The sequence below is a fragment of the Methylophilus sp. genome (assembly GCF_052437885.1).
Taxonomy (GTDB): Bacteria; Pseudomonadota; Gammaproteobacteria; order Burkholderiales; family Methylophilaceae; genus Methylophilus.
The window spans coordinates 14,851-37,318 of sequence record NZ_JBQVPB010000013.1 but is presented as its reverse complement, the minus strand read 5'-3'; the positions used below and the strand labels follow the sequence as shown (position 1 = coordinate 37,318).

The 22,468-nt window shown below is 50.4% G+C and carries 25 protein-coding genes and 1 pseudogene; 13 read left to right on the top strand and 13 right to left on the bottom strand.

Going from position 1 to position 22,468, the window contains the following annotated elements; genetic code table 11:
• Positions 1–96 precede the first annotated feature (96 nt).
• The 6 genes from ACT6RZ_RS12700 (at position 97) to ACT6RZ_RS12675 (ending at position 5,847) form a co-directional block, all read left to right on the top strand.
• Positions 97–1,299 (top strand): MFS transporter, encoded by a 1,203-nt coding sequence (locus tag ACT6RZ_RS12700; RefSeq protein WP_444702469.1) that lies wholly within the window; start codon positions 97–99, stop codon positions 1,297–1,299.
• A 186-nt stretch (positions 1,300–1,485) separates the two neighbouring features.
• On the top strand, positions 1,486–1,776 hold the full coding sequence (locus ACT6RZ_RS12695; RefSeq protein WP_444702468.1) for a hypothetical protein: 291 nt from the start codon (positions 1,486–1,488) through the stop codon (positions 1,774–1,776).
• Positions 1,777–1,971: 195 nt separating this feature from the next.
• Complete coding sequence (locus ACT6RZ_RS12690; RefSeq protein ID WP_444702467.1) at positions 1,972–4,128, top strand: ATP-dependent DNA helicase; 2,157 nt, start codon at positions 1,972–1,974, stop codon at positions 4,126–4,128.
• 145 nt (positions 4,129–4,273) lie between these two features.
• Positions 4,274–4,564: a nucleotidyltransferase gene (locus ACT6RZ_RS12685; RefSeq protein ID WP_444702466.1), complete on the top strand. Its 291-nt coding sequence runs from the start codon at positions 4,274–4,276 to the stop codon at positions 4,562–4,564.
• Positions 4,565–4,736: 172 nt separating this feature from the next.
• Positions 4,737–5,243 (top strand): hypothetical protein, encoded by a 507-nt coding sequence (locus tag ACT6RZ_RS12680; protein ID WP_444702465.1) that lies wholly within the window; start codon positions 4,737–4,739, stop codon positions 5,241–5,243.
• A gap of 169 nt (positions 5,244–5,412) precedes the next feature.
• A complete protein-coding gene (locus tag ACT6RZ_RS12675; RefSeq protein WP_018985971.1) occupies positions 5,413–5,847 on the top strand; it encodes a GlcG/HbpS family heme-binding protein in 435 nt (144 codons plus the stop codon).
• 255 nt (positions 5,848–6,102) lie between these two features.
• Here ACT6RZ_RS12675 and ACT6RZ_RS12670 read toward each other — a convergent pair whose 3' ends face one another.
• Entirely contained in the window at positions 6,103–6,408 is a 306-nt protein-coding gene (locus ACT6RZ_RS12670; protein ID WP_444702464.1) for a hypothetical protein, read from the bottom strand.
• A 23-nt stretch (positions 6,409–6,431) separates the two neighbouring features.
• Entirely contained in the window at positions 6,432–6,998 is a 567-nt protein-coding gene (locus tag ACT6RZ_RS12665) for an RNA polymerase sigma factor (RefSeq protein WP_444702463.1), read from the bottom strand.
• A gap of 175 nt (positions 6,999–7,173) precedes the next feature.
• Here ACT6RZ_RS12665 and ACT6RZ_RS12660 point away from each other — a divergent pair.
• Positions 7,174–7,239, top strand: a pseudogene (locus tag ACT6RZ_RS12660) (CGNR zinc finger domain-containing protein); the annotation flags it as partial.
• Positions 7,240–7,305: 66 nt separating this feature from the next.
• Here the strand turns inward: ACT6RZ_RS12660 and ACT6RZ_RS12655 are convergent.
• The 4 genes from ACT6RZ_RS12655 to ACT6RZ_RS12640 form a co-directional block, all read right to left on the bottom strand.
• Entirely contained in the window at positions 7,306–8,316 is a 1,011-nt protein-coding gene (locus ACT6RZ_RS12655) for a hypothetical protein (protein WP_444702462.1), read from the bottom strand.
• A gap of 162 nt (positions 8,317–8,478) precedes the next feature.
• Positions 8,479–9,225 carry an alpha/beta fold hydrolase gene (locus tag ACT6RZ_RS12650; RefSeq protein ID WP_444702461.1) on the bottom strand — a complete coding sequence of 249 codons (747 nt, stop codon included), beginning with the start codon at positions 9,223–9,225 and terminating at the stop codon, positions 8,479–8,481.
• A 28-nt stretch (positions 9,226–9,253) separates the two neighbouring features.
• The gene (locus tag ACT6RZ_RS12645; RefSeq protein ID WP_444702460.1) at positions 9,254–10,189 is read right to left on the bottom strand and encodes a Kiwa anti-phage protein KwaB-like domain-containing protein; all 936 of its coding nucleotides are present in this window, start codon (positions 10,187–10,189) and stop codon (positions 9,254–9,256) included.
• Between the two features lie 50 nt (positions 10,190–10,239).
• Positions 10,240–10,806, bottom strand: a complete 567-nt coding sequence (locus ACT6RZ_RS12640; RefSeq protein WP_444702459.1) for a hypothetical protein — start codon at positions 10,804–10,806, stop codon at positions 10,240–10,242.
• A gap of 209 nt (positions 10,807–11,015) precedes the next feature.
• Between ACT6RZ_RS12640 and ACT6RZ_RS12635 the strand changes: the two genes are divergently transcribed.
• The 3 genes from ACT6RZ_RS12635 (at position 11,016) to ACT6RZ_RS12625 (ending at position 14,157) form a co-directional block, all read left to right on the top strand.
• The gene (locus tag ACT6RZ_RS12635) at positions 11,016–11,324 is read left to right on the top strand and encodes a BON domain-containing protein (protein WP_444702458.1); all 309 of its coding nucleotides are present in this window, start codon (positions 11,016–11,018) and stop codon (positions 11,322–11,324) included.
• A 215-nt stretch (positions 11,325–11,539) separates the two neighbouring features.
• Complete coding sequence (locus tag ACT6RZ_RS12630; RefSeq protein ID WP_444702457.1) at positions 11,540–12,166, top strand: DUF4255 domain-containing protein; 627 nt, start codon at positions 11,540–11,542, stop codon at positions 12,164–12,166.
• 2 nt (positions 12,167–12,168) lie between these two features.
• The gene (locus ACT6RZ_RS12625) at positions 12,169–14,157 is read left to right on the top strand and encodes a phage tail sheath C-terminal domain-containing protein (RefSeq protein ID WP_444702456.1); all 1,989 of its coding nucleotides are present in this window, start codon (positions 12,169–12,171) and stop codon (positions 14,155–14,157) included.
• Between the two features lie 139 nt (positions 14,158–14,296).
• Here ACT6RZ_RS12625 and ACT6RZ_RS12620 read toward each other — a convergent pair whose 3' ends face one another.
• The 7 genes from ACT6RZ_RS12620 to ACT6RZ_RS12590 form a co-directional block, all read right to left on the bottom strand.
• Positions 14,297–14,635: a four-helix bundle copper-binding protein gene (locus ACT6RZ_RS12620; RefSeq protein WP_444702455.1), complete on the bottom strand. Its 339-nt coding sequence runs from the start codon at positions 14,633–14,635 to the stop codon at positions 14,297–14,299.
• A gap of 104 nt (positions 14,636–14,739) precedes the next feature.
• Complete coding sequence (locus ACT6RZ_RS12615) at positions 14,740–15,036, bottom strand: hypothetical protein (RefSeq protein WP_444702454.1); 297 nt, start codon at positions 15,034–15,036, stop codon at positions 14,740–14,742.
• A gap of 133 nt (positions 15,037–15,169) precedes the next feature.
• Positions 15,170–15,703 (bottom strand): c-type cytochrome, encoded by a 534-nt coding sequence (locus ACT6RZ_RS12610; RefSeq protein WP_444702453.1) that lies wholly within the window; start codon positions 15,701–15,703, stop codon positions 15,170–15,172.
• A 226-nt stretch (positions 15,704–15,929) separates the two neighbouring features.
• A complete protein-coding gene (locus tag ACT6RZ_RS12605) occupies positions 15,930–16,103 on the bottom strand; it encodes a hypothetical protein (protein WP_444702452.1) in 174 nt (57 codons plus the stop codon).
• A 294-nt stretch (positions 16,104–16,397) separates the two neighbouring features.
• On the bottom strand, positions 16,398–16,775 hold the full coding sequence (locus ACT6RZ_RS12600; protein WP_444702451.1) for a hypothetical protein: 378 nt from the start codon (positions 16,773–16,775) through the stop codon (positions 16,398–16,400).
• Between the two features lie 165 nt (positions 16,776–16,940).
• Positions 16,941–17,804 carry an SDR family oxidoreductase gene (locus tag ACT6RZ_RS12595; RefSeq protein WP_444702450.1) on the bottom strand — a complete coding sequence of 288 codons (864 nt, stop codon included), beginning with the start codon at positions 17,802–17,804 and terminating at the stop codon, positions 16,941–16,943.
• Between the two features lie 108 nt (positions 17,805–17,912).
• Entirely contained in the window at positions 17,913–18,245 is a 333-nt protein-coding gene (locus ACT6RZ_RS12590) for a hypothetical protein (protein WP_444702449.1), read from the bottom strand.
• A 310-nt stretch (positions 18,246–18,555) separates the two neighbouring features.
• Here ACT6RZ_RS12590 and ACT6RZ_RS12585 point away from each other — a divergent pair, with 310 nt between their 5' ends.
• From ACT6RZ_RS12585 to ACT6RZ_RS12575, 3 genes are all read left to right on the top strand, one after another.
• The gene (locus tag ACT6RZ_RS12585) at positions 18,556–19,863 is read left to right on the top strand and encodes a class I SAM-dependent methyltransferase (RefSeq protein WP_444702448.1); all 1,308 of its coding nucleotides are present in this window, start codon (positions 18,556–18,558) and stop codon (positions 19,861–19,863) included.
• 36 nt (positions 19,864–19,899) lie between these two features.
• Positions 19,900–21,246 (top strand): PQQ-dependent sugar dehydrogenase, encoded by a 1,347-nt coding sequence (locus ACT6RZ_RS12580; protein WP_444702447.1) that lies wholly within the window; start codon positions 19,900–19,902, stop codon positions 21,244–21,246.
• A 65-nt stretch (positions 21,247–21,311) separates the two neighbouring features.
• Positions 21,312–22,385, top strand: coding sequence for a DNA topoisomerase IB (locus ACT6RZ_RS12575; protein WP_444702446.1), 1,074 nt, complete (start codon positions 21,312–21,314; stop codon positions 22,383–22,385).
• Positions 22,386–22,468: the final 83 nt, after the last annotated feature.

Below are 22,468 nucleotides of genomic sequence, written 5' to 3'. Positions count from 1 at the left end.
TTTTTGTCTTGATGCATGTAGGTATGCCTACCAACTACAGTCATCAAGATTAAGTAAGCTGGCAATCGCATTTTATTTAAATCCTTAAACAAGTTCATGTCGAATCCCTCAGCCGCTCAGATCCAGCTCTCTAAAGCCAGGCAAAATCTTATTATTTTTGCGCTCTCCATAGGCGCATTTGCAATTGGTGTCAGCGAATTCTCAAGCATGGGTTTGCTGCTTGAGATCAGCCGCGGATTAGGCGTATCGGAATCCCAGGTTGGCACTTCTATCAGCATTTATGCTTTAGGCGTGGTGGTTGGCGCACCTTTGCTGGCTATCTTTGGTGCAGGCCTCAAAAGAAAAAACCTGTTGCTGCTACTCGCGATGATGTACGCCATTGCCAATATTGCCAGCTCGCTTGCCCCTACTTACGGCATTCTGTTGATCACAAGATTTATTTCAGGCCTGCCACATGGCGCATATTTCGGCATTGCCTCCTTAGTGGCAGCGTCTATCAGCCCGCCTGCACAAAAAGGCATGGCCGTCACCAAGGTCATGCTAGGCCTGGCCGTCGCCATACTGGTGGGCAATCCGCTTGCAGTGTGGCTGGGGCAACAATTCACATGGCGATTGGCCTTTGCATTAGTAGGCGTGCTGGCATTCATTACATTGCTGATGGTTAACAAGTCGCTCCCTTTGGATTCAAACGAGAAAAGATCCAGCCCTATGGAGGAGTTGGCAGCCTTTAATCGGCTGCAGATCTGGCTGGTTTTATTCATAGGCGTGTTCGGTTTCACCGGCATGTTTACAGTATTCAGTTACATGGCACCGGTTCTGGTCAATGTCACCAGGGTTTCCGAGTCATATATGCCCTGGGTGGTAGTCGCCTTTGGCATAGGCTCAATTATCGGCATGTTGTCAGGTGGCAAAATCGCAGATGCCATGAAATTCAAAGGCGCATGCCTGCTGATCGTGTGGTCAATATTCGTGTTGGTTTTGACTCCACTTATTTCCGGCACATTGCCGGGCATTATGATCGCAGCAGTTGCCGTAGGCACCATGATGGCGCTACCTGTTACGCTACAAACGCATTTGATGGAAATTGCCGGGGATGCCCAAGTATTATCTGCCGCCGCGATTCAAGCCGCTTTAAATACCGCGAATGCTTTAGGCCCCTGGCTGGGAGGCATGGCGATCGACCATGGGCTGGGTTACAACGTGTTTGGTAGCATAGGTGCGGCTACTTCGTTGATCGGTTTACTGATCTGGATCATCTCTTTCAAACTGGCTCAAGCAAACACGCAGCACGCTAAATAGTTTAGGACTGCAATTATTCCTGCTTAGCTACAACACACTTGAATTGCGCCGTCAGATGTCATTGGAATGCATTTGATACTAAAGATCAATGACTTCTTGCGGCAATCTTAAACACTACACCAGACCTAAAAAGCTTTAGAATAGTGAGCTTGAATTCATCTGAATATATTTCAAAGTAAACGCTGCATGGAAATCACCAACAGTTTTGAATTGGAGTTTATTGCCTGTTTTTCCATGCATCTGGAAAATTTCCATAGCGAACAAAACCATCCAAAAGACACCAAACAAAGGGATCGCTATTCTCAGTTGATCGCATTTATTAAAGAGTCGCCCTTTGAAAGCGCTTTGGAAAAATACAGGCAGATCTCACTCGCAGATACTGACATCAGCCTGTTCGACGAGTCCACAATCAAAATGGCGCAAAGACTGGCAAGAATCGAGATGGATCTGCCTCTAGTTCTGGATGATCAACACTGATCACTAAAGCGCTCAATCCCCAAAAGTAGGCCAGCCATTAAATTAGTCGCCAATCTAGCAATATCAGAAGATCTTAAAGCCGTCTTTAAGTATGTCATTTCTGTGCGCACGCTTTGTGAACTGACGGCCAAAACAGGCAGTCTGGATCAGCGCTTCACCCCCTCACCTACGGCCATAGAGGGCATGCTGGGTCATTTGGCAGTAGCTTTTCGGCGTGAGCATTACTATCAGACCGAGATCAGCCTCACGGGTGAGTATCAGAATATCTTTGTGCGTGGCAGGGCTGATGGCTATGACCCTGAACTCAATCAGCTGGAAGAGGTTAAAACCTACAAAGGGCATCTGGATCGCATGCCTGAGAATCACAGGCTATTGCACTGGGCGCAGGCAAAGGTGTATGCGCATTTGATGTGTGTGGAAAAAGAGCTGCCGTCCATCAACGTTGCCCTGGTGTATTACAACGTGACTTCCAAAGAGGAAACACTGCTGGTTGAAGCCTATTCGGCAGCTAGCTTGCTGGTATTCTTTGAGTCATTGTGCAGCAAATTGCAGGTATGGGCCGAACAGGAACTGGCACATAGAGCCGACAGGAATAAAGAGTTATCCAGACTGGCCTTTCCGTACCCTGAATTCAGGACCGGCCAGAGAGTGCTGGCAGAATCCGTGTATAAAACGGCCATGAAACAACGCCACCAGTTGATTCAGGCGACCACAGGCATAGGCAAAACGCTGGGCACTATCTTTCCCTTATTGAAAGCAATGCCTGAAGGCAAACTGGATAAGGTGTTTTTTCTGACGGCTAAATCATCAGGCCGCGAGTTAGGGTTGAATGCCATCAGAACGATTCAGAAAAGCAATCCCGGCTTACCTATCAGGACCCTGGAATTAACCTCACGCGAGAAGTCTTGCGAGCACCCGGATAAGTCCTGCCATGGTGAGTCATGCCCGCTGGCAAATGGTTTTTATGACCGCTTGCCCAAAGCCAGAAATGAGGCTTTGGCACGCAACATGATGGATAAAGCCACCCTCAGACAAGTCGCGCTTAAACACCAGGTATGCCCATATTATCTATCGCAAGACCTGGCTAACTGGAGTGATGTGGTCGTTGGCGATTACAACTACTATTTTGACTTGTATGCCTTGCTCTATGCCGGCACTGTGCTCAATGAATGGAAGGTCAGTGTGCTGGTTGACGAGGCGCACAACATGATAGAGCGCTCACGCAAAATGTATAGTGCAGAACTGAATTATGGCGCTTTCACCGAAATGCTGGCGCAGGCACCAAAGTCATTAAAAGGGGTTCTGGAAAAACTGAATGTCAGCTGGGCGGTATTGAATCGTAGCCAGACGCTGCGTTATGAAGTCTATCCATATATCCCTGAAGAGTTTGAAGACTTACTACAACGGGTTATTTCAAGAATCACAGATTACCTCGCAGAGTACCCGACCTTCAATGATGCAAAAGTGCTCAATTTCTATTTTGATGCTTTGCAATTTTCTACACTGGCTGAAACATTTGGCGATCATTCGATATTTGACATCACTAAAACCGAAACCAGCGTCGGTCTGTTTCAACAGGACGCGACGCTATGCATACGCAATGTGATCCCGGCAAAGCATTTAACTCCCCGTTTTCAGGCAGCCAGTTCAAATACGTTGTTTTCCGCGACATTAAGCCCCTACTCATTTTTTAATGACATGCTGGGCTTGCCTGAAAACACCAGTTTTCTGGATGTGGAATCCCCTTTTGATGCCAGGCAATTGCAGGTGAAAGTAGCCAGACACATTTCAACCAGGTTCAAAGAGCGGGATTCTTCACATGCGCCTATAGTGCATCTGGTGGCCAAGCAGTTCATAGACAGGCCCGGCAATTACATATTATTTCTAAGCAGTTTTGATTACCTGAACGACGTGCAAGCATTGTTCAATCGCTTATATCCCGATATTCCAACGCGCGCTCAAGCCAGGGTCATGTCTGAAAGCGATAAACAGCAGTTTGTGAATGACTTCACGCTCACTTCCGAAGGCATCGCTTTTGCCGTATTAGGCGGCTCCTTTGGCGAAGCGATCGATTTGACTGGCGACAGATTGATAGGCGCTTTTATTGCCACCCTGGGCCTGCCACAGATCAATGATGTGAATGAGCAGATGCGCTTAAGAATGGAAAAGATATTTGGCCTGGGTTATGAATACACCTACCTGTATCCCGGATTGCAAAAAGTGGTACAGGCCGCCGGCCGCGTGATACGCACCACCAATGACACGGGAGTGATCCATTTAATGGACGACCGCTATCATCAATCCAAAATAAAAAAACTACTGCCTAAGTGGTGGCCTTCAGCAGAACAATAACGTGTTCTGCCTGCAGTCTGTTGCAGCGGATCGCGCACTTAAAGAATGGCGCTGGCGACCAAAGAATTGCCAGAAAGTGAACATTCCTCAGCTTCTAAAATCATAAAGGTGATACAACATTGATTTGATCAAGTAAACACTGAGAATGAAGCTATCGGCAAAAATAAAACTAAAGCGCCTGGAAATCATCGCCATTGTTGAGAAGAATCACGCTCTGTTTCCTCGAATCCTTCTCAATGATTTAAAAGGTTATGATCTGGATGAAACATTCTTGGAGATCGTGGTGGACCGCACTTACGAGTTCATGACAGATGATATAGGCAAGATCCAGCATCAACTGGAACAGTTGCTAGACGTCGCCATATACGCTTTTACCCCCAACCAGTTACCCGACTCACATAGAGAAAAACTTCTAGCGATGGCGAGAGTGATCTGACTGCAGCCTTTAACATCACCAGTGATTGAATTAAAAACAGATTGCGTTACTCGATGGGCGCCATTTCGTTGAAGCGCTATCCTACAGTCAAATCAGAATAATCACACTCGTCACACCCAATACCGTTGCCTAAACTGGTCGCTCTAATAAAAAATCATTTTGGAGAACGAACATGACTACAGTGACCGGTTTATTCAGAGATCAAGACAGTGCAGAGCGCGCCTATGTTTCTGCCACTGAAGCGGGTTATACCGCAAATGAAATTAATGTCATCATGTCCGAAGAAACGCGTGAGCGCTATTACGGAAAACATGCCACGTTAGAAACAGAAGTTGGCAGCAAAGCGGCTGAAGGTGCTGCTATCGGCGGCGCCCTTGGTGCAACCGCAGGTGCGATTGCCGCGGCAGTGGCAGCCGTTGGTACAGCGATTGTTTTACCAGGCTTGGGCTTAGTCATTGCTGGCCCTCTGGCAGCTGGTATCGCAGGGGCTGGTGCTGGTGGCGTGACCGCCGGTCTGGTCGGCGCATTGATTGGCTGGGGCATCCCGGAAGATACTCTAAAGCAGTATGAAGCTGATGTTAAAGATGGCGGAATTTTGATCGGTGTTAACTCAAGAAATGATGAAGACACCCGCCGCTTTCAAACTGACTGGGGCAATCCAGTACTCAACCCTGTTTAAACTCAATCAGGTTTAATCAGCATTGTCACAAAAACCACCTTCGGGTGGTTTTTTATGATGGCTTTTCTAAAACAACCTGAACCGTTTCTGGGGTCTCAATGAAACTTTCAATGAATTTAAATCGGCAGCCGTAGTCGTATTTGTTCCATTCAAAAAATTAGGAAAACAAATGCACGTAAGCTTTGAAGTCGCACAAGAGATCATTGATAAAGCAGTTGAGAAATCCAAACAGATAGGCGTCAAGATGTGTATCGCGGTGCTGGATTCTGGCGGCAACCTGAAAAGCTTCACAAGAATGGATGATGCCTGGGTAGGCAGTATCGACATTGCCATCAAAAAAGCGAAAACCGCCTGTTACTTTGCCATGCCATCGGGCGAGATCGGCAAACTTTCAGTGCCAGGCTCGCCTTTATATGGCATAGAACACTCCAATGATGGCCTGATCACTTTCCCCGGCGGGCTACCGATCGTGGATGAAGAAGGCATGCTGATAGGCGCCATCGGCGTCAGCGGGGATACGGTAGAAAACGATCATTTAGTGGCACAAGCGGGTGTCAATGTCGCTGGTGTCTGTGATGTGCCTAAGCATCCTTGGAGAACATAGTTGCAGATCATTAGTAGCTATTCTTTGAAACGCTAATTTTGAGGTAGAGAGTTCCAGCACTTGTTTTAGCTATCAAATATTAGATTAGCCATTATTTAAAATGAATGGCTAATTTTTTGCCTAATTTCAAAAGCTACAGAAGAAATTGAGTCGCTGCATCTCGCCTCTTAGTTAGGCCCCCGCAATTAAAAACGGCTTCAATTACTTGAAGCCGTTTTTGTTTAAACCTTTCGACAATTAAATTATTTGATGGAATTAATCCGCATCCCTTTTAGACTTAAAGCGATTGAATAAACCACAACGAACCTTCTCTTGTTCATCTGCAGACATGGCTCCATCACCGCAATGCCTATGATGCCCGTGACGGCCTCTGAATCCGCCAAAAAGAATTCTGCTCAGAATCAACAGCCCGACTGCATGGCAGTAATCAATAGCGTGAATGCCATCGGCTAATGAAACGACTACGTTGTTCCACAACAGCATGACCACATAAGACAAGGCTGCGATTGCGGCTACTACAAACACTGCGATGGCAGCACATTTACTTTTACAACTTTTCATTCATCTCTCCAATAATTCAGACATTAATATGATTGGTCACTGGTTTGCAGTTGCGCTCTGAGAAAAGTCACTGCATACCGTTTTCTTGCTAATAAGGTGTTAATAGAAACACCGGTTTCTGCGGCAATTTGTTTGAAACTTTTGCCATCTAACTCATGAGCGATAAACACTTGCCGCTGTTCACCTGGTAGCTGATTAAGCGTTGCAATCACGTGCTCAACCAGCACTTTTCTTTCGTATATCGACGCCGGGGTTTCGGTTTCAATCGAAAGTATAGCTTCCAGCCAGAGTGCATCGTCATCCTCGTCTTGCTCCAGGGTGACTTCCTGCTTTTGCTTTCTAAAACGGTCAATAATGCGGTTTCTTGCTACGCGAAATAACCAGGCACCGACCTGTTCCAGCGGCTCGGGCAAGCGATAAGCCGAGACAAACTCGTAAAACACATCCTGCAAAATATCGTCCGCGTCACCGGCATTCGGTACTCGTTTGCGGATGAAATTCCGTAGCCTGGCTTTTTCTTTATTGAATGTTTCTGTGATCACAGAATCTTGCTGGGCCATGAGTAAATTATTTTCTAAAAGTATATCCATGCTGTGTAGACGTTTAAGCTTAGGAAATATTGTATGGAACTGGAAATATCTGCTCACTGAGCGATTGCAGGATAGCGAATTGATTGCGCCTAGTGATATAAGCGTTGATCAGAAAACACGAAAGCGTCGAAAGCTTGGCGTGGTTTTACGACGCGAACTAAGGCCATAAGCGCAGAGATGGTGCAGCATGGCGACTTGCGGCAACCGGCACAAAATCAGGAAATTCAGGCAAAAATTATAGATTTACCGAGCTGGAAATAAATCAGTTGGCTAACAAAATGCGTTGGCCAACTGCTTTTTTCCCATTTTACTTACCATCACCGACGATCTTTTTATCCATCACCTGGTGAGTCTCTGCATCTTCCAGCCATACTGAAGCAGCGCCTTCAGCCAACTGCCCTTTCACAACGTATTTCTTATCTTTTTGCGGAGTGAAAGTGATCTCGCCTTTTACCTGGTAGACCTTTTTGAACAATTCCTGAATCGGGGCGCCATATTGCGTTTTGGCGGCGAGGCCTAATGTCACCGGTTTATTGGCTGATACCTGCCGGTCGATCAATGCAGGATAAATGCGGGCACCTTTGCCACGGTTCACCTCTATTGAGTTGATGCGGCTATTTTTGATAGATTTGCCAGCTATCGTTTCAACATAAAAAAAGTCGACTTTATCGACCGCATGCGACTTGAACGAGTCTTTGATAAGGGCTTTAGAAAAATCAGCATCCAGTGGCAACGACTCACCTGCAGAGATCAGGAACTTACCTGCCGGTGCCAGCGGCAAAATGAATTCAGTGCCATCGCCTGAATATGCGCTGATCTTTTCCGAGTGGGTGGTTGCTGCAAAAGCAACCAGGTAGGCCGCATTGGCCGGTATTGGCAGGTCGGCGTAATAGGTCAGGCCACTTAACAGACTGGAGTCGGTATCCAGACGGTAGTTTTCAATTTTGCCGATCTGCTGCTTGTTTTTATCCAGTACCAGTAAATTCGGCACCAGGATAGAAGCGGAAGGCAGGTGATCATGACTCCAGTAGGTTTTGACTTTCACCAGCCTGGGTTTGCCGGTTTCTGTGAGTTCAAATGCGGCGTAGTAGCCTTTACCATGCTGAAACTGGAATGTCGGTGTTTTTTCACCGAAGAGCACTGTTTGCTCCACCCCTGTTTTCAGCGGGGTATAAGTCATTTCGGCGACACTGGCAACCTGAGGTGCGCTTGATTGTGCCAGTTTCTGTTGCATCTGATCAACGGAAACGCAGCTGGCCAGCAGCGAGGCGATTGCAACAAACAACCAGGTTTTAAACTTGGAAAATCGATGAGGCATGCTTTATCCTTATTATTGATTTTTTATTCAACCACCTAGCAGATACATACGTGGTCTTACATTTTTTATCACCGAAGAATACTAGCAGTTCAGTTTGAAATCAACGGCGTTATCGAACCTGTGCTTAACGACCGGTTTGAGAGTAGCAAAGCAAGGCGACAACTACAAAAACCGTTCTACTGCCTGTATAAATAATTGCGGTTGCTCCGCATGCACCCAATGGTCTGTGGGCAGGCCGACAAACTCGGCCTGGCTAAAGTGCTGCCGGATCTGGTCTATATCAGTCTCTTGCATATAATGACTACGCTCACCGCGTATGAACAGGCACGGCTTTGCAAAGACTACGTTGAGCGCTGCCTGAAAATAAGGGTAGTTGGCTTTAAGGGCAGGCAGGTTTATGCGCCACTGCAATTGCCCTTCTGCTTTCACCAGGTTGGTCAACAGGAACTGGCGTACCATCGAGTTGGGGATGCCCTGACTTAAGGCTTTATCGACCTCACTGCGCGATGCTGACTGGCTTAAATCTACCGCCATCATGGCATCGATCAGGGCAGTGTGTTCATCGGCATAAGCACGCGGCGACATATCCACCACTATCAGTTTATTGATGCGCTCGGGGTACAGGCTGGCAAACTGCATGGCGACCTTGCCGCCTAGTGAATGACCTAACAGATGGATAGGCGGCAGAGCGAGGGCATCGCACAATGCCAACAAGTCATCAGCCATTTCAGGGTAGGTCTGTGTCTCACTGTGCGGCGAGCGGCCATGGTTACGCAGATCGATACTGATGACCTGATAGTGCTGCGCCAATTGTCTGGCGATGCTGCCCCAGTTATCGGCAGAGCCGAATAAGCCGTGCACTAAGACCAGAGGCTGACCCTGGCCCAGGGTTTGATGATGTAATCGCATGCGTTCAGATGATCAGATGGGTTTGCGGCTAGGAGACTTTTTTCTTGACCGACGCATCAAACACTTCGTGGTTGATCGGTGATTCCAGCCTGCCGTTATTGAGTAAGGTCAGCACCAGTTCTATCGATGCTTCGTTAATGACGATGACGCCGTTTTCAACCTGCAGCCCCCAGTTCTTTTCGCTATTCACCTTGACTAGTTCTTCCATGAATTTGGCATCCTTATAGTAGCCGCTTTTCTGGATGGAGGAGACTTTGCGCAGGTAGTTCAGATTGGCGCCTATATGCTGTTTGAGCAAGGTCGCATCGCTGAAGATGTTTAAATCGACGAATTCCTGCAGCACCACATCGCGGTTCTGCTCCATGCCTGCGCGGAAATTGAGTGCGCTTTCGAATTCCCTTTTATTGCTGATGAAAGTCGTGCCCTGATAGCTGAAAAAATCAATCTGGGTATCGAGAGTGAAAATGGCCTGTTCATCAAGGTCTTTGAGTTCTTTGTCTTTAAACTGGATAAAAGAAATATGTGACAGCCGGGTGGAATGGTTGAATTTATTGATTTTTCTGTAGGCATACACTGCCTGCTCCTGATGCTCCAGCTTGATCACCATCGCCCAGCTATCCAGCAGATCCTGGTATTGCTCGACCTTCTGGTTGGCAGTGCCCTTGTCTATCTCGGCCTGGATCAGGGTGACGTCAGTGGCGGCAGAGTCTATGGTCAACAAGCCCTTATCCTGGTCGGCAGTGAGAAAATCATATGCCTGCAGCTGGTAGTCTGTATCCAGTATCTTGCTGGTGACTGCCTGTTTGAGCTTTTGCTCAAGGCTGGTATCAGTGTCGACCTTTAACACGCTATACCTGGCCTGCTGCTGGCTAAGCTTGCGTTTCACCAGCCAAAAGGTCGCCAGCCAATGTTTAAAGTCGGTGGCGCGTAGTGTTTGCATGGTGAGTTTCACACTATCCGTCACTTCTGTTCCCCTTCACGTTTATTCGCTTGCACGTTTACTCACCTTCCCTTTTATTCCCTTTCACTGGCATTCTCCGCAACCTGCACCTGCGTCACAAAATACATCAGGCTAGACAGGCGTTTGATGGCGCAGTAATCGCCAACCTGAAAATGCGTTTTTGAGAGCAGCAGACCTTGCCGCTCCTGGGTGCCGTCTTTAAACTGGCAATCGTACAAACCATAGCCTGCCAGCGCCAGCACCGGGTTAACGAAAACATTTTGCGTGCGGTATGACAGCACGAACATCAGGCTGAGGAAGATAGCCAGGCAGAGCAGCAGTTTCCAGTCGCCCAAATCGAACTTGTAAAACGACATCATGTAGGGGATGGTGTAAGTGAACATATCCGCTGACTTATTGGATACTTTGCTGATTTTGACAGACACGCCCTGCTTGATATTGCGTGCTGCGCTCAAGGCAAACAAGGCGCTGAGAGCGAAAATGACAAAAATGACCAGCGCCCTGAGCGGATGCTCGAACCTGAACGAGGTCTCGTTTAAATCCTTGATCAGCAGGATCAGGCCTAGCGGCGCATAGCCGCTGATAAAGATGGCTAACGCCGATAAAAAATGCAGTTGCATAAGTGATTTCTTTGCGCCTAGGGTGTGCAGATGTGGGTATGCAGATGAGCCTGTGACTCACACCCGCCAAGAATACAGGCAGTTGCACTTGCAATCAAACGGCCTAGAGTCAGCCCATTCCTACGTTAGTATCAGAATTTGATGTATACACTTCATGACATGATTTTTGAATAATGGAACCTCCTAAATCCAATCAAGAAGGAAACATCATGAAAAATACAATCAAATCATTATTACTGGTAAGTGCTTTGGCTTTGCCTATGGCTGGTTTTGCTGCTGATGGTGACTCATTGGGTACCAAAGTTGAAGATTCAGTGATCACAACAAAAGTAAAAGCTGCTTTCGCCAAAGACAAAGTAGTCAGCGCAACTGATATCAGTGTTGAAACTGACAGCAACGGCCTGGTACAACTTTCAGGCAATGCTAAATCAAAAGCTGAATCACAAAAAGCAGAAAAAATCGCCAAGAGCGTTAAAGGTGTGACCGCCGTTAAAAATGAAATCGTTGTTGCTAACTAAGCAGCAATGCGTACTTAGATAGACAAGACTTACAACTCGCCACATCTAAGAGCAAGACTTGCCCATAGGAATTTCGACATTCCTATGGGTATTTAATTTTGGGCGCTCGCCTGGCCCCGGGTTATACGTGCTGTATTGCATCTCTTTCCCACCTGACATCGCTGGATGTTGTTAAACACCCTATAATGCCCTGAAGCCATCCGGGAAAGATTGCCATGATCGCGCATGCCATGACCATCATTGTGAATGAGTTGAATCATCAACTGACAGAAGCGTATGGCATGAGTGGCGACCACGCACCTGCCGGACTACGCGATCTGAATTCCGGCCCGTTTTCGCCTGCCACAGGTGCTGAATCAGCCACGCAAGAGTGTCTGAACCTGACGCTGGTGAATATCCAGCAAGACGCCGCACTGAGAAACTCCCCCGCAGGCCCCAATCACAGCGGCAACGCTTATCAGGCCCCACCTCTGCAATTGAATCTGCAGGTATTGCTCACCGCCACGCATGCATCGTATACGCAGGCCTTGCTGATGCTGGGCCGCGCCATGCAGTTTTTTCATGCGCAAGCGCTGTTCACCGAAGTGAATGTCAGGCGCGAATCACTGACGCAATACGCACCCGAGCATGCGCTGGACAGATTGCGCGAGTTCAAGATCGCCATCGATCTATATTCGCCCAGCCTGCAGGACACCCATCAGGTATGGTCTACCCTGGGCTCGACGCCGGTGCCGGCTGCCTTGTATAAATTACGCCTGCTGACGTTTGCTACCGATGCGCCTGATACCAGGGTGCTGCCTATGCTTGAACGCCGACTGCCTTCTAAACTTGATAAAAGCTAGCGATGACCCAATACAAAACCCCAGGCGTCTATATTGAGGAAGTCACCCAGCTTCCACCTTCTGTCTCAGCAGTTGCCACTGCCGTGCCGGCATTCATAGGTTATACAGAAAAAGCCTGGCGCGATGGCGCACCGCTGACACTGACCCCGGTTCACCTCAATAGCCTGGCAGAATATGAACGTTATTTTGGCGCAGCACCCGCGCCTGAGGTCGCCATCAGTCTGGATAGTGACAATAACATCATCGCTGCTGCGGCATGCCAGCCGTTTTATCTGTACAACAGCCTGCGCCTGTTTTTCAGCAATGGCGGCAGCACATGTGTGATCGTGTCAGTCGGCGATTACGGCAGCGAGATCTCACAGGCAGCGCTGGCGCAGGGGCTGGATAGCCTTCAACATGAGCCAGCGGCTACCATGATTGTCATCCCCGACGCCGTACATGTGGAGGATCACGGCATAGCACTGTATACCGCGGCACTGGCGCAATGTGCACAGGTGCTCAACCGCATGACGATATGCGATTTGCGCTGCCAGCTTGAGCGCGCGGCTTTTGCGCAAGAGGTGGACTATTTCAGGAGCAATATAGGCTCTCAGCACCTCAGATACGCTGCCGCTTATGGGCCGTGGCTGCGCACTACCTTGACCAGTGAAGCGCGGCTGGGCGACCTGACACTCACGCGTCAGCCATCTGCAGACAGCAATGAGGATAGTCGCGTGACCCTGGCTGCTGCTGCCCTGCTCACGGAGTTGACCGCGGATGCGCAGATCAAAAGCAAAGTGGCAGACCTGAGCCTGGCCGAACAGGTGTGCAAACTGCTGCGCAGCGGGCAAGCGCGCCTGCTGCAGCATGCCGAGTCACTGGAACAGGCCGCTGCCGATCTGGCGCCTGACCTGGCTGCGTCTAACACTACCGGCACCCCTGATTACCAGGCGCCGCTACGCGCGCAAAGCCTGTGGTTGCTGACACTGATGGATGTGCTTGCCGGCGTGGTCACAGATTGCCAGGACACTGCGCTAATCAAATTTTCCGCCACCATCAACAGCCAGGCGCATAGCCGCATGTCTGCCTGCCTGCGCCTGTTAGTCGCGCATCATCACACCCTGCTGACACACACGGGGATGGCACTGCTGGATGAGGCGGCCGCCTGCACCCTGCTCGGGCTTAAAGATCAGGCAGCTATCCTGGCCTTGACCCCGTTGCCAGATGTGACAGCGGATTACGCCAATGCCAGCACTGATCTTGCACGCGCACAGGTCGCGCAGCTGGCGCTGACAGACATTCTTCGCCAGGCAGCTGCCTGGTTCAGCGAAGTGCGACTCAGCACAGAGACGACCGCACGCGCGCTGAATCACGACTTATACCTGCATTATGATGTGTTCCGCCGCTGGGTCGACAGCGCCAGCCTGGCGCTGAATACGCTGCCACCCAGCGGCGCCGTTGCCGGCGTGTATGCCCAGGTAGACAGGGAGAGAGGCGTCTGGAAAGCGCCGGCCAATGTGGCGTTGCAGGAGGTGGTGAGTCCGGCGATCATTTTGACAGATGAGGATCAGCAGGATTACAACCTGCACCCTGGCGGAAAATCTATCAATATCATTCGCGCATTCAGCGGCAAAGGCAGCCTGGTGTGGGGCGCGAGAACACTGGCGGGCAATGATAACGAATGGCGTTATGTCAACGTGCGCCGCCTGTTTGGCATGGTGCAAGCTTCTATCGCACTCAGCCTGCAGGGCCTTGTGTTTGAACCTAACGATGCCAATACCTGGGCCAGGGCCACTGCCATGGTTGAAAGCTTTTTACTCTCGCTCTGGCGGCAAGGAGCCCTGCTGGGCAGCCAGCCGAAAGAGGCGTTTTTCGTCAATATAGGTTTGGGTAAATCCATGACTGCTCAGGATATCCTGGCAGAGCGCATGCTGCTGGAAGTCGGCCTGGCGCCAGTGCGCCCGGCAGAATTCATATTATTCAGATCAACGCTGAATATGCAGCAGAGCTAAACGGGAACAAGTGAGGTGAGCCTGCGGCACAGGCTGAGGTATTTGGGGATAAATCGCAGCTGATCTTACGGACCAAGCTGACAGACAGGGAACAACGCTGGACAGGCGAAAGCACGCGCCTATCCGGCGTTGAACAGTATCAGGCATAAGCGGCTACGCCCACTTTCAGGCATTCTTCAGCACAACGTCTACAGGCTTCGGCACACTGGCGACAGTGCGTAGAATCATGTTTCTCACACTCTTCCGCGCAGGCGGTACAGATCTCGGCACAATCCTGGCAGACCAGTTCAACAAAGTCACTGCCGCGCGCCACGAATGAAGCGGTCAGACGGCAAAAATCTGCACAGTCCATATCATGTTCAATGCAGGACCTCATCATGGGGTTGGCCTCGCTCTCGCAAGCAATGGCACAGTTTTCACAGGCATCTGCGCATTGCTTGCACAGTTGCATCAACAATTTAAGATTTTGCTCGGTCATGATTCATCTCCCAGTTAACACACCGTGATTAAAAGTACAAAAGGCCTTGCACTACTCTTGCCTGATTAAGGATAGGGCATGAGCAGCGCAAGGCCTACAGCAGCTTACTTACTCTGCTGACTGCCGCCGCCGGTACCGCCGTCAGCAGGTTTCTCGTGAAAGCGTTTGCTTTTTTCGATATTGCCGGGCTTGGATTGCTTGTTACCAGAGCCCTGGTTGGCATTGCTACCGCTGTTATTGTCCGGCTGGTCTTGCAGGTAATCACCACTCTTAGTGGTGTCAGGCAGCTCTTTTTTCTGCTGGTGCGCCGGCGGGACATCACTAGGGGCATCTGCTGCGAAGACCGCAGTGGCAGGACTGATCAATACGCTAGCTAATAAAACTGTGAGCAATTTATTCATCGTATTCTCCTCATATTTGTTTTGAATCGCCCTTTATAGGGCAGTGATATCCATACTACTTATGCGGGAATTTGTTGTATGTAAGCATGCCCACGAATGTGCTGTAGGATAATGACAAGCCCGTTTTTGCAGCCTAGCTATCTTCATTACCAGTCAGGCTGCCATGGCTGCGCACCCAGGCGATCACCTTCAACAACTCGTCAGGCGAGATACCATTATTCGGGTCTGAAGGGTCCATCAGGCCTTTACCTTTGGCGCCCATGCCGCCGTTAGTACCATTCCACACCGTTTCAAACATGCCTTTATTGGTCGCATCCTTGGCGTAGTTATAATTAGGGCCAGTCAATGCCGGGCCGACCTGGCCACCAGCTTCAGGGCCGTGGCACTGGGTACATGAATAAAGCTGAAAGATCTTCTTACCGGCTTTGATCGCATCGTCTTTGCCCACATAGGGGTTTTTGCCGGTGGCGAGAAATTCTTTGGCTTCCGGGGTATCAAACAGCTCAGGCTTGATCTCCAGTGCTGAACCATCCTGTGTTTTCACAAACTTAATCGCCGGGCCACTGGCGCTGGCCGCAGCGCCTTCCCCTGAGCCGGACTCATTCTTGTTACAGGCCGTCAGACCTGTCACCAATATCAACATGCCTAGTCCTAATTTGGTATTCATCTTTATATCTCCTTGGTAAATAGTGTTCTTCTAATCGCTATATGCTTTTAAAGCATGTGCGGTCGATTATGAATAAAACCCCAAGGCTCGCCCATGTAACAAACGCGGAATCTCATGTAGGACGATTCGGACAGCCGGAAATGAAAAACACACGCCAGGCAGGTTGAAAGGTGAGCGACAGGCGTAAAAAAACCTGGATCGCTCCAGGTTTTTCATCCTCAGCTAGTTAACCTTGCTGCTTGTTACTCTGTTGCTGGGATTTGCCTTGCTGGCTACCAGGCGCCTGCTGCTTGTTGCCCTGCTGCGCATGCTGTTGTTGCTGGGCCTTGGATTGCGAATCCTTGATTTGCGAACCAGATTTGTCCTGCTGTTGATTCTTGTTGTTTTGTAAATTTGCCATTGTTAAATCTCCTTCGGAATATTATTCGGCCAAGCCGTTACCTGAATGACCTGAAATGTTTCGTTTAGAAAATGAAGTAACGTGAGTCCATGATAAAAGTGTTTAGGCGCAGGCTTTATCGTGAAAGCGCCTAATATGCTGTCAGAATCTATTACTAGCGCCCTGGCGGTATTGGCGGTGACTGGTCGCAATCATGTATTTATCTTCAACTGCTCCGATGAGACCTTAAGCAAAGACACAGATATAAAAAAACCTGGATCACTCCAGGTTTTTTAGACTCAGGCTGCGCATAGATCAACTTCTGCGATTGCCTTCACCACCATGCTGTTCATTCACACCGGGCAGAGGCTGGCTGCCTGGCGCCTGGTCCCTGCCAGTATTCTGTTGCTTTTGCGCCGGGTCCAGCTGCTCAGTGCCTGCATTCAGCCCTTGCTGCTGCTGACCCTGCTTGGCCTGGCCCTGACCTTGCTGATTCTGACCCTGCTGGCCTTGTTGCTGCTGGCCCTGCTGTTTCTGGTCCTGACCTGGCTGACCTTGACCAGGCTGACTCTGGTTCTGCTGGCGCTGATCTTTCTGATCCTGGCCTGGCTGGCCCTGGCCCGGTTGGGTCTGGTTCTGCTGGCCCTGATTCTTCTGATCTTGACCTACTTGATTATCTTGTGGATTTGCCATGATATATCTCCTAAATATAATAAGATTCAGCCACAGGGTTAAGAAAGGCCTGAATCCTTCATTTTAAAAATAACCCTGATCTATCTTAGGTGGCTGTGACAACTGTAGTTATCATCCAATGACGCATTCTGTTGTCAGAATCGCTAATGCAAGGCGTGGCCATCGCTAACCATTCACTACTTCGCCGCCGTTCGGGTGTATCACCTGGCCGGTCATAAACGACGAATCCTGGCTGGCGAGGAACACATAGGCCGGAGCGATCTCACTGGGCTGGCCTGGTCTTTTCAATGGCACCTGGTTACCGAATTCGCTGACTTTCTTTTCATCGAAAGTGGCAGGGATCAATGGTGTCCACACCGGCCCGGGGGCGACTGCATTCACATAAATGTCTTTTTCTACCAGTTGCTTGGAAAGTGAGCGGGTGAAAGAAACGACCGCGCCTTTAGTCGACGAATAATCCAGCAACTCCGGGCTGCCACGGTAGGCAGTGACAGAGGTGGTGTTGATGATATGGCTTTTCTCCGGCAAATGCGGCAAGGCAGCTTTGACCAGGTAGAACATGGCAAAGATATTGGTGCGGAAAGTATGCTCCAGCTGCCGCTGGGTGATATCGAGTATGCTGGGTTGCGGGAATTGCTGGGCGGCATTATTGACCACGATATCCAGCTTGCCAAACTGCTTGAGGGTGTCCTCCACCGACTTCTGGCAGAATCTTTCGTCAGAAACATCACCCGGCAGTAACAGGCATTTACGCCCATAATCTTCTACCAGGCGTTTGGTTTTTTGCGCATCTTCATGCTCTTCAAGATAAATAATAGCCACATCGGCACCTTCAGCGGCATAGTGCACGGCCACTGCCCGACCAATGCCGCTATCGCCACCAGTAATGATGGCGACCTTGTCCTGCAATTTCTCGCTGCCTTTATATTGCGCATCTATATAAATCGGCGTCGGCACCATTTCATCCTCTGACCCTGGCTGTGTCTCCTGATGCTGCGGGGGATTAAGTTTTTGTTTGGTTTCTTGCATAGAGTGACTCCTGGGATAGTGGTGGTCTAAAAAATTAGCTGCATGCATCCAGGCCGGCCCGTGTTCCGGCACCGCCTGGCGCATGCAGGGAGAAAGAATGCTGGCTGACTAGTTCTTCAGATGATTATCGTGTGAGTCAGGCAACTCGTGAGCCGGTGCCTGTGGCGCTTGTTTCTCGCGGTTAGGCAAACCTTCGGCCGGCACTTCCGGCGGCACGATCACACCGCGCTCATGCGGCATTTTTGGCGGCACATTGACACTGTCAGAATCAATATTGCAGGAAGGCTTTTTAGAATTAGGCGAATCATCACAGGGTGGTACGGCATTATTCACCGGCGGTTTATTCGCAGGTTTCACTTTTTCTGCAGACCAGGCTGTGTTCATCAAAACAGAAGTCGTCATTGAACACATTAAAACCATCATCAGGGTTAATTTACGCATCAACTGCTCCTTAGCTTGTAGAGGAAAATATAGGCAGACACCCATACTAGAAGCAGCCGCCAAGGACAGACATAGGCCAAAACTGATTTGTGTGTAGGAATGGGCCCATTCTCAGGTGTGTCATCAGGTACTCGCAATGCAGTGATCAGTCTGTCTAGCAGATGATTCTGGCGGGTTCGCCAGTAAATGCGCCGCTGTCAGACCTGTCTGACAGCACAATCAGTGACTGCCCTATGTTGAAAAAAGCGCCGAATTTCTACACTCACAACCTCATACCTCAGCATTAAAATCAATCGCCGGAGATCGTCACATGAGCAGTAATCTCAATCACGCCTTGCAGTTCGAGCATGACTGGCAGATGCAGGCGTTTGCTACGCCAACCCAGCCAGATCAGGCTACACCAGGGCTGGCGGAGAATGACGACACCAGCAAATCGCGTTTTATCCTTAACCGTTTGTTTCAGCACTATCCGCTTTCGTTTGCCGTGCGCTTGTGGAACGGCAGCATGCTGTATATAGGCAAAGACACGCCTGCGTTCACCCTGTGCCTTGAACAGGCTTCGGTATTGCGCGACATGGTATTGTTCAACGACCCTGCCCGCCTGGCAGAAGCCTATTTTTCTGGTGAAGTGCAGATCCTGGGTGACTTTGATGCCGCCATGCAATTGCGCTATTACTTTGAATCCCTGTCGTTACCGCTGACCGAGAAACTGGGGCTGGTATACAGGGCACTGACGCTGGCCGAGAGCCAGCGTGCGCCTGATACAGCACAGCTAGCCACTATTCACCAGAACCAGCCGGCCTACGCCAACTCACTGGATTACGCGGCCCCGAATGACTTTTACAGCTTGTGGCTAGACGACAAGATGCTGCATTCCTGCGCCTATTTCTGTGATGCTAAGCAAGACCTTGCCCAGGCCCAGCATAACCAGCTGGACCTCATTTGCCTGAAACTGCATCTGCAACATGGCGACACGCTACTAGACATTGGCGGCGGCTGGGGTGGGCTGGCATGCTGGGCAGCCAGACATTACGGGGTGTTTGTACATTGCATCACGCAGCACCCGCAGCAGCATGCCCACGCCGTGGCGGAGGTGCAGAAACAGGGGCTGGAGAAATTAGTGACAGTCACGCTGTGCCATTATCGTGATTTGCCCGATACACCGCGCTACGACAAGGTGGTCAGCATAGGCCTGGCCAGCCAGACAGGCGAGCACAATCTGCCTGCCTACCTGGCCAAAGTGCATGCAGTGCTCAAGCCAGGCGGCCTGTTTCTCGACCATGAGGTCACCACTGAGAGCCCGGGCCGTCAGCATGAACTAGCTACCCGCTTTATCAACCGGCAGGTGTTCCCGGATGGCGAGTTGAGCTCACTGCCACATATCCGGCAGCAGATGCAATCCGCCAGCCTGGAAGTGTTTGATGTGGAAGCGCTACGGCGGCATCATGCATTGACATTGCGGCGCTGGGTCAGCAAACTTGAACAGCGCCATCAGGAAGTGGCCGCCAGCTTCGGTGAGAGGACTTACCGTATCTGGCGCCTGTATATGACCGCTAGCGCGATTCAGTTTGAACAAGGCGTGACTGGTATCCATCAAATTCTTGCCGTGCGCCGTTAAGGCGACCGTACCCATTACCGCTTAGGAGTAAATCGCATGCAAACCAATAACCCACCATTTTTCATCCGCCCGGCTTTGATTACTACGCCACTGTTGTTGCTGACCCTGGCAGGCTGCTCGCAACCGGCCAAGCTGCCGGAAGCAGCGGGCTTTGGCCCGGAGCCGGATCTGTCTTCTTATCAGACCGGGCTGATACCTACCGTGCACGTCGCCAAAGCCGTAGGCTGGTCCGAAGGCAAAAAACCGACTTCAGCGCCAGGCACCAATGTCGTGGCATTTGCCACCGACCTGCAACACCCGCGCTGGCTGTACGAGTTACCGAACGGCGATATCCTGGTGGCAGAAACCAATCACCACGAGAAAAGCGAAGGCTTTGACCTGAAAGGCTGGATCGCCGGCCTATTCATGAAAGACGGCGGTGCCGGGGCTGAAAGTTTTAACCGCATCACCCTGTTGCGCGATATAGACGGCGATGGCGTAGCCGACCTCAAGCATGTATTCCTTGAAAACCTTAATTCTCCTTTTGGCATGGCACTGGTGGGTGATACTTTTTATGTCGCCAATGCCGATGCCCTGGTTAAATTCCCCTATCAGCAAGGCCAGACGCAGATCACCGCCCCAGGCGTGAAAGTGACAGACTTGCCGGCAGAACGTAACCACCACTGGACTAAAAACATCCTGCCTAACAAAGATGGCAGCAAGATTTATGTCACCGTCGGCTCGAACAGCAATGTAGGCGAAAACGGTATGGAAACTGAAAAAGAGCGTGCAGCGATCTGGGAAGTGGATGCGGCCTCCGGCCAGCACAGCATCTTTGCTTCCGGCCTGCGCAACCCCAACGGCATGGCCTGGGAGCCCGACAGTGGCGCTTTATGGGTGGTAGTCAACGAACGTGACGAGATAGGCAGCGACCTGGTCCCTGACTATATGACCTCGGTATCACAAGGTGGCTTTTACGGCTGGCCCTACAGCTATTACGGCCAGCACGTAGATAAGCGCATCCAGCCGCAAAACCCTGAACTGGTGGCCAAGGCTATCAAGCCGGATTATGCGCTGGGCTCACATACCGCTTCATTGGGATTAACTCCGGCCAAAGGCAATAATTTGCCCGACGAATTCAGGAACGGCATGTTTGTTGGCCAGCATGGCTCGTGGAACCGTATCCCTTACAGCGGCTACAAAGTGATCTTTGTGCCGTTTGAGAGTGGCAAACCGGCAGGCAAGCCTATCGATGTGCTGACCGAGTTCCTCAATGTGGATGGCGAAGCGCAAGGCCGTCCGGTAGGCGTGCTGGTGGATAAACGTGGTCACCTGCTGGTAGCAGACGATGTAGGCAATGTGATCTGGAATGTGAAAAGCAGCAAGAAAGCGGCAAGCAAGTAAGGCCTGGCCGCGCCGCCCGCTAAAAACTTATGCGGCGCGGCCCCCAGACTTGTTAAGCAATGATCATGGCGTCTACTCTGTTAAAAAAACCGGCATTGCCAGCGGCTGAGGCAGCGGCAAACCTGCCGGAAAAACTGCGTTATATGCAAGACGATGCGCCCGGCTACAGCCGCCAGGCCTATAGAGGGAAATTCAGGTATCTGGACCAGCATGGCCAGGTATTAAGAACAGAAAAAGACCTAGACCGCATCGTCGCCCTGCGCATTCCACCCGCCTGGGAGGCCGTGTGGATATGCACGCGCGCCAACGGCCATCTGCAAGCCACTGGCCGCGATGCCAAAGGCCGCAAGCAATACCTTTACCATGCTGAATGGCGCAGACAGCGCGAAGCAAAGAAGTATGAACACATGATAGATTTTGGCCTGCAGTTGCCTGGCATACGCAGCCATATCGCGCGCGACCTGGCATCGCCAGGCCTGGGCAAAGAAAAAGTGTTGGCCATGCTGATCTACCTGCTGGAAAACACGCTGATACGCATAGGCAATGATGAGTACGCTAAGACCAACAAGTCGTTCGGCCTGACCACTTTGCGCAATCGGCATGTAGAGATACAAGGCAGCGAGATACAGTTTCATTTCCGCGGTAAAAGCGGGGTGGAACACAGCCTGAGCCTGCGTGACCGCCGGCTGGCGCGTTTGATACGCAATATGCGCGAGTTGCCTGGCCAGACGCTGTTTCAGTATGTAGATGCGCAAGGCGAGCGCCATGCCATAGGTTCGGCAGAGGTGAATGAGTATTTGCAGCAGATCACCAACGGTGACTTTACTGCCAAGGATTTTCGTACCTGGTTTGGCAGTTTGCATACCCTGATGGCGCTCAGTGAGCTGGAACCATACAGCAGCGTCACCGAAGCAAAAAAGAATATCGTGGCGGCCATTTGTGTGGCCGCCTCTAAATTGGGCAACACACCGGCCATCTGCCGTAACAGTTATGTGCATCCGTGGATACTGGAGTGCTACCTGGCTGGTGCGGAGTTCAGCCAGCCGGTGCAGGATGCAAACTATAACGAAACCGAATTAACTGCGGCTGAACAGAGCATGTTGTGCCTGTTGCAGCAGCGATTAGAGGCTAGTAGCTGAGCCATAGAAAAGTATTTAAAGGCAGTCCAGCCATTCATACAGAATTCTAGTTTGAGAAGTTTTGCTGACTCTCCTTCACATTA

Excerpts from the sequence above, each read along its gene's own strand:
- ACT6RZ_RS12700 (WP_444702469.1), top strand. The coding sequence starts at position 97 with ATGTCGAATCCCTCAGCCGCTCAGATCCAGCTCTCTAAAGCCAGGCAA.
- ACT6RZ_RS12675 (WP_018985971.1), top strand. The coding sequence starts at position 5,413 with ATGCACGTAAGCTTTGAAGTCGCACAAGAGATCATTGATAAAGCAGTT.
- ACT6RZ_RS12595 (WP_444702450.1), bottom strand. The coding sequence starts at position 17,804 with ATGCAAGAAACCAAACAAAAACTTAATCCCCCGCAGCATCAGGAGACA.
- ACT6RZ_RS12665 (WP_444702463.1), bottom strand. The coding sequence starts at position 6,998 with ATGGATATACTTTTAGAAAATAATTTACTCATGGCCCAGCAAGATTCT.
- ACT6RZ_RS12590 (WP_444702449.1), bottom strand. The coding sequence starts at position 18,245 with ATGCGTAAATTAACCCTGATGATGGTTTTAATGTGTTCAATGACGACT.
- ACT6RZ_RS12605 (WP_444702452.1), bottom strand. The coding sequence starts at position 16,103 with ATGGCAAATTTACAAAACAACAAGAATCAACAGCAGGACAAATCTGGT.
- ACT6RZ_RS12580 (WP_444702447.1), top strand. The coding sequence starts at position 19,900 with ATGCAAACCAATAACCCACCATTTTTCATCCGCCCGGCTTTGATTACT.
- ACT6RZ_RS12695 (WP_444702468.1), top strand. The coding sequence starts at position 1,486 with ATGGAAATCACCAACAGTTTTGAATTGGAGTTTATTGCCTGTTTTTCC.
- ACT6RZ_RS12685 (WP_444702466.1), top strand. The coding sequence starts at position 4,274 with ATGAAGCTATCGGCAAAAATAAAACTAAAGCGCCTGGAAATCATCGCC.
- ACT6RZ_RS12670 (WP_444702464.1), bottom strand. The coding sequence starts at position 6,408 with ATGAAAAGTTGTAAAAGTAAATGTGCTGCCATCGCAGTGTTTGTAGTA.
- ACT6RZ_RS12655 (WP_444702462.1), bottom strand. The coding sequence starts at position 8,316 with ATGCCTCATCGATTTTCCAAGTTTAAAACCTGGTTGTTTGTTGCAATC.
- ACT6RZ_RS12630 (WP_444702457.1), top strand. The coding sequence starts at position 11,540 with ATGATCGCGCATGCCATGACCATCATTGTGAATGAGTTGAATCATCAA.
- ACT6RZ_RS12640 (WP_444702459.1), bottom strand. The coding sequence starts at position 10,806 with ATGCAACTGCATTTTTTATCGGCGTTAGCCATCTTTATCAGCGGCTAT.
- ACT6RZ_RS12585 (WP_444702448.1), top strand. The coding sequence starts at position 18,556 with ATGAGCAGTAATCTCAATCACGCCTTGCAGTTCGAGCATGACTGGCAG.
- ACT6RZ_RS12610 (WP_444702453.1), bottom strand. The coding sequence starts at position 15,703 with ATGAATACCAAATTAGGACTAGGCATGTTGATATTGGTGACAGGTCTG.
- ACT6RZ_RS12680 (WP_444702465.1), top strand. The coding sequence starts at position 4,737 with ATGACTACAGTGACCGGTTTATTCAGAGATCAAGACAGTGCAGAGCGC.
- ACT6RZ_RS12650 (WP_444702461.1), bottom strand. The coding sequence starts at position 9,225 with ATGCGATTACATCATCAAACCCTGGGCCAGGGTCAGCCTCTGGTCTTA.
- ACT6RZ_RS12625 (WP_444702456.1), top strand. The coding sequence starts at position 12,169 with ATGACCCAATACAAAACCCCAGGCGTCTATATTGAGGAAGTCACCCAG.
- ACT6RZ_RS12600 (WP_444702451.1), bottom strand. The coding sequence starts at position 16,775 with ATGGCAAATCCACAAGATAATCAAGTAGGTCAAGATCAGAAGAATCAG.
- ACT6RZ_RS12620 (WP_444702455.1), bottom strand. The coding sequence starts at position 14,635 with ATGACCGAGCAAAATCTTAAATTGTTGATGCAACTGTGCAAGCAATGC.
- ACT6RZ_RS12635 (WP_444702458.1), top strand. The coding sequence starts at position 11,016 with ATGAAAAATACAATCAAATCATTATTACTGGTAAGTGCTTTGGCTTTG.
- ACT6RZ_RS12575 (WP_444702446.1), top strand. The coding sequence starts at position 21,312 with ATGGCGTCTACTCTGTTAAAAAAACCGGCATTGCCAGCGGCTGAGGCA.
- ACT6RZ_RS12615 (WP_444702454.1), bottom strand. The coding sequence starts at position 15,036 with ATGAATAAATTGCTCACAGTTTTATTAGCTAGCGTATTGATCAGTCCT.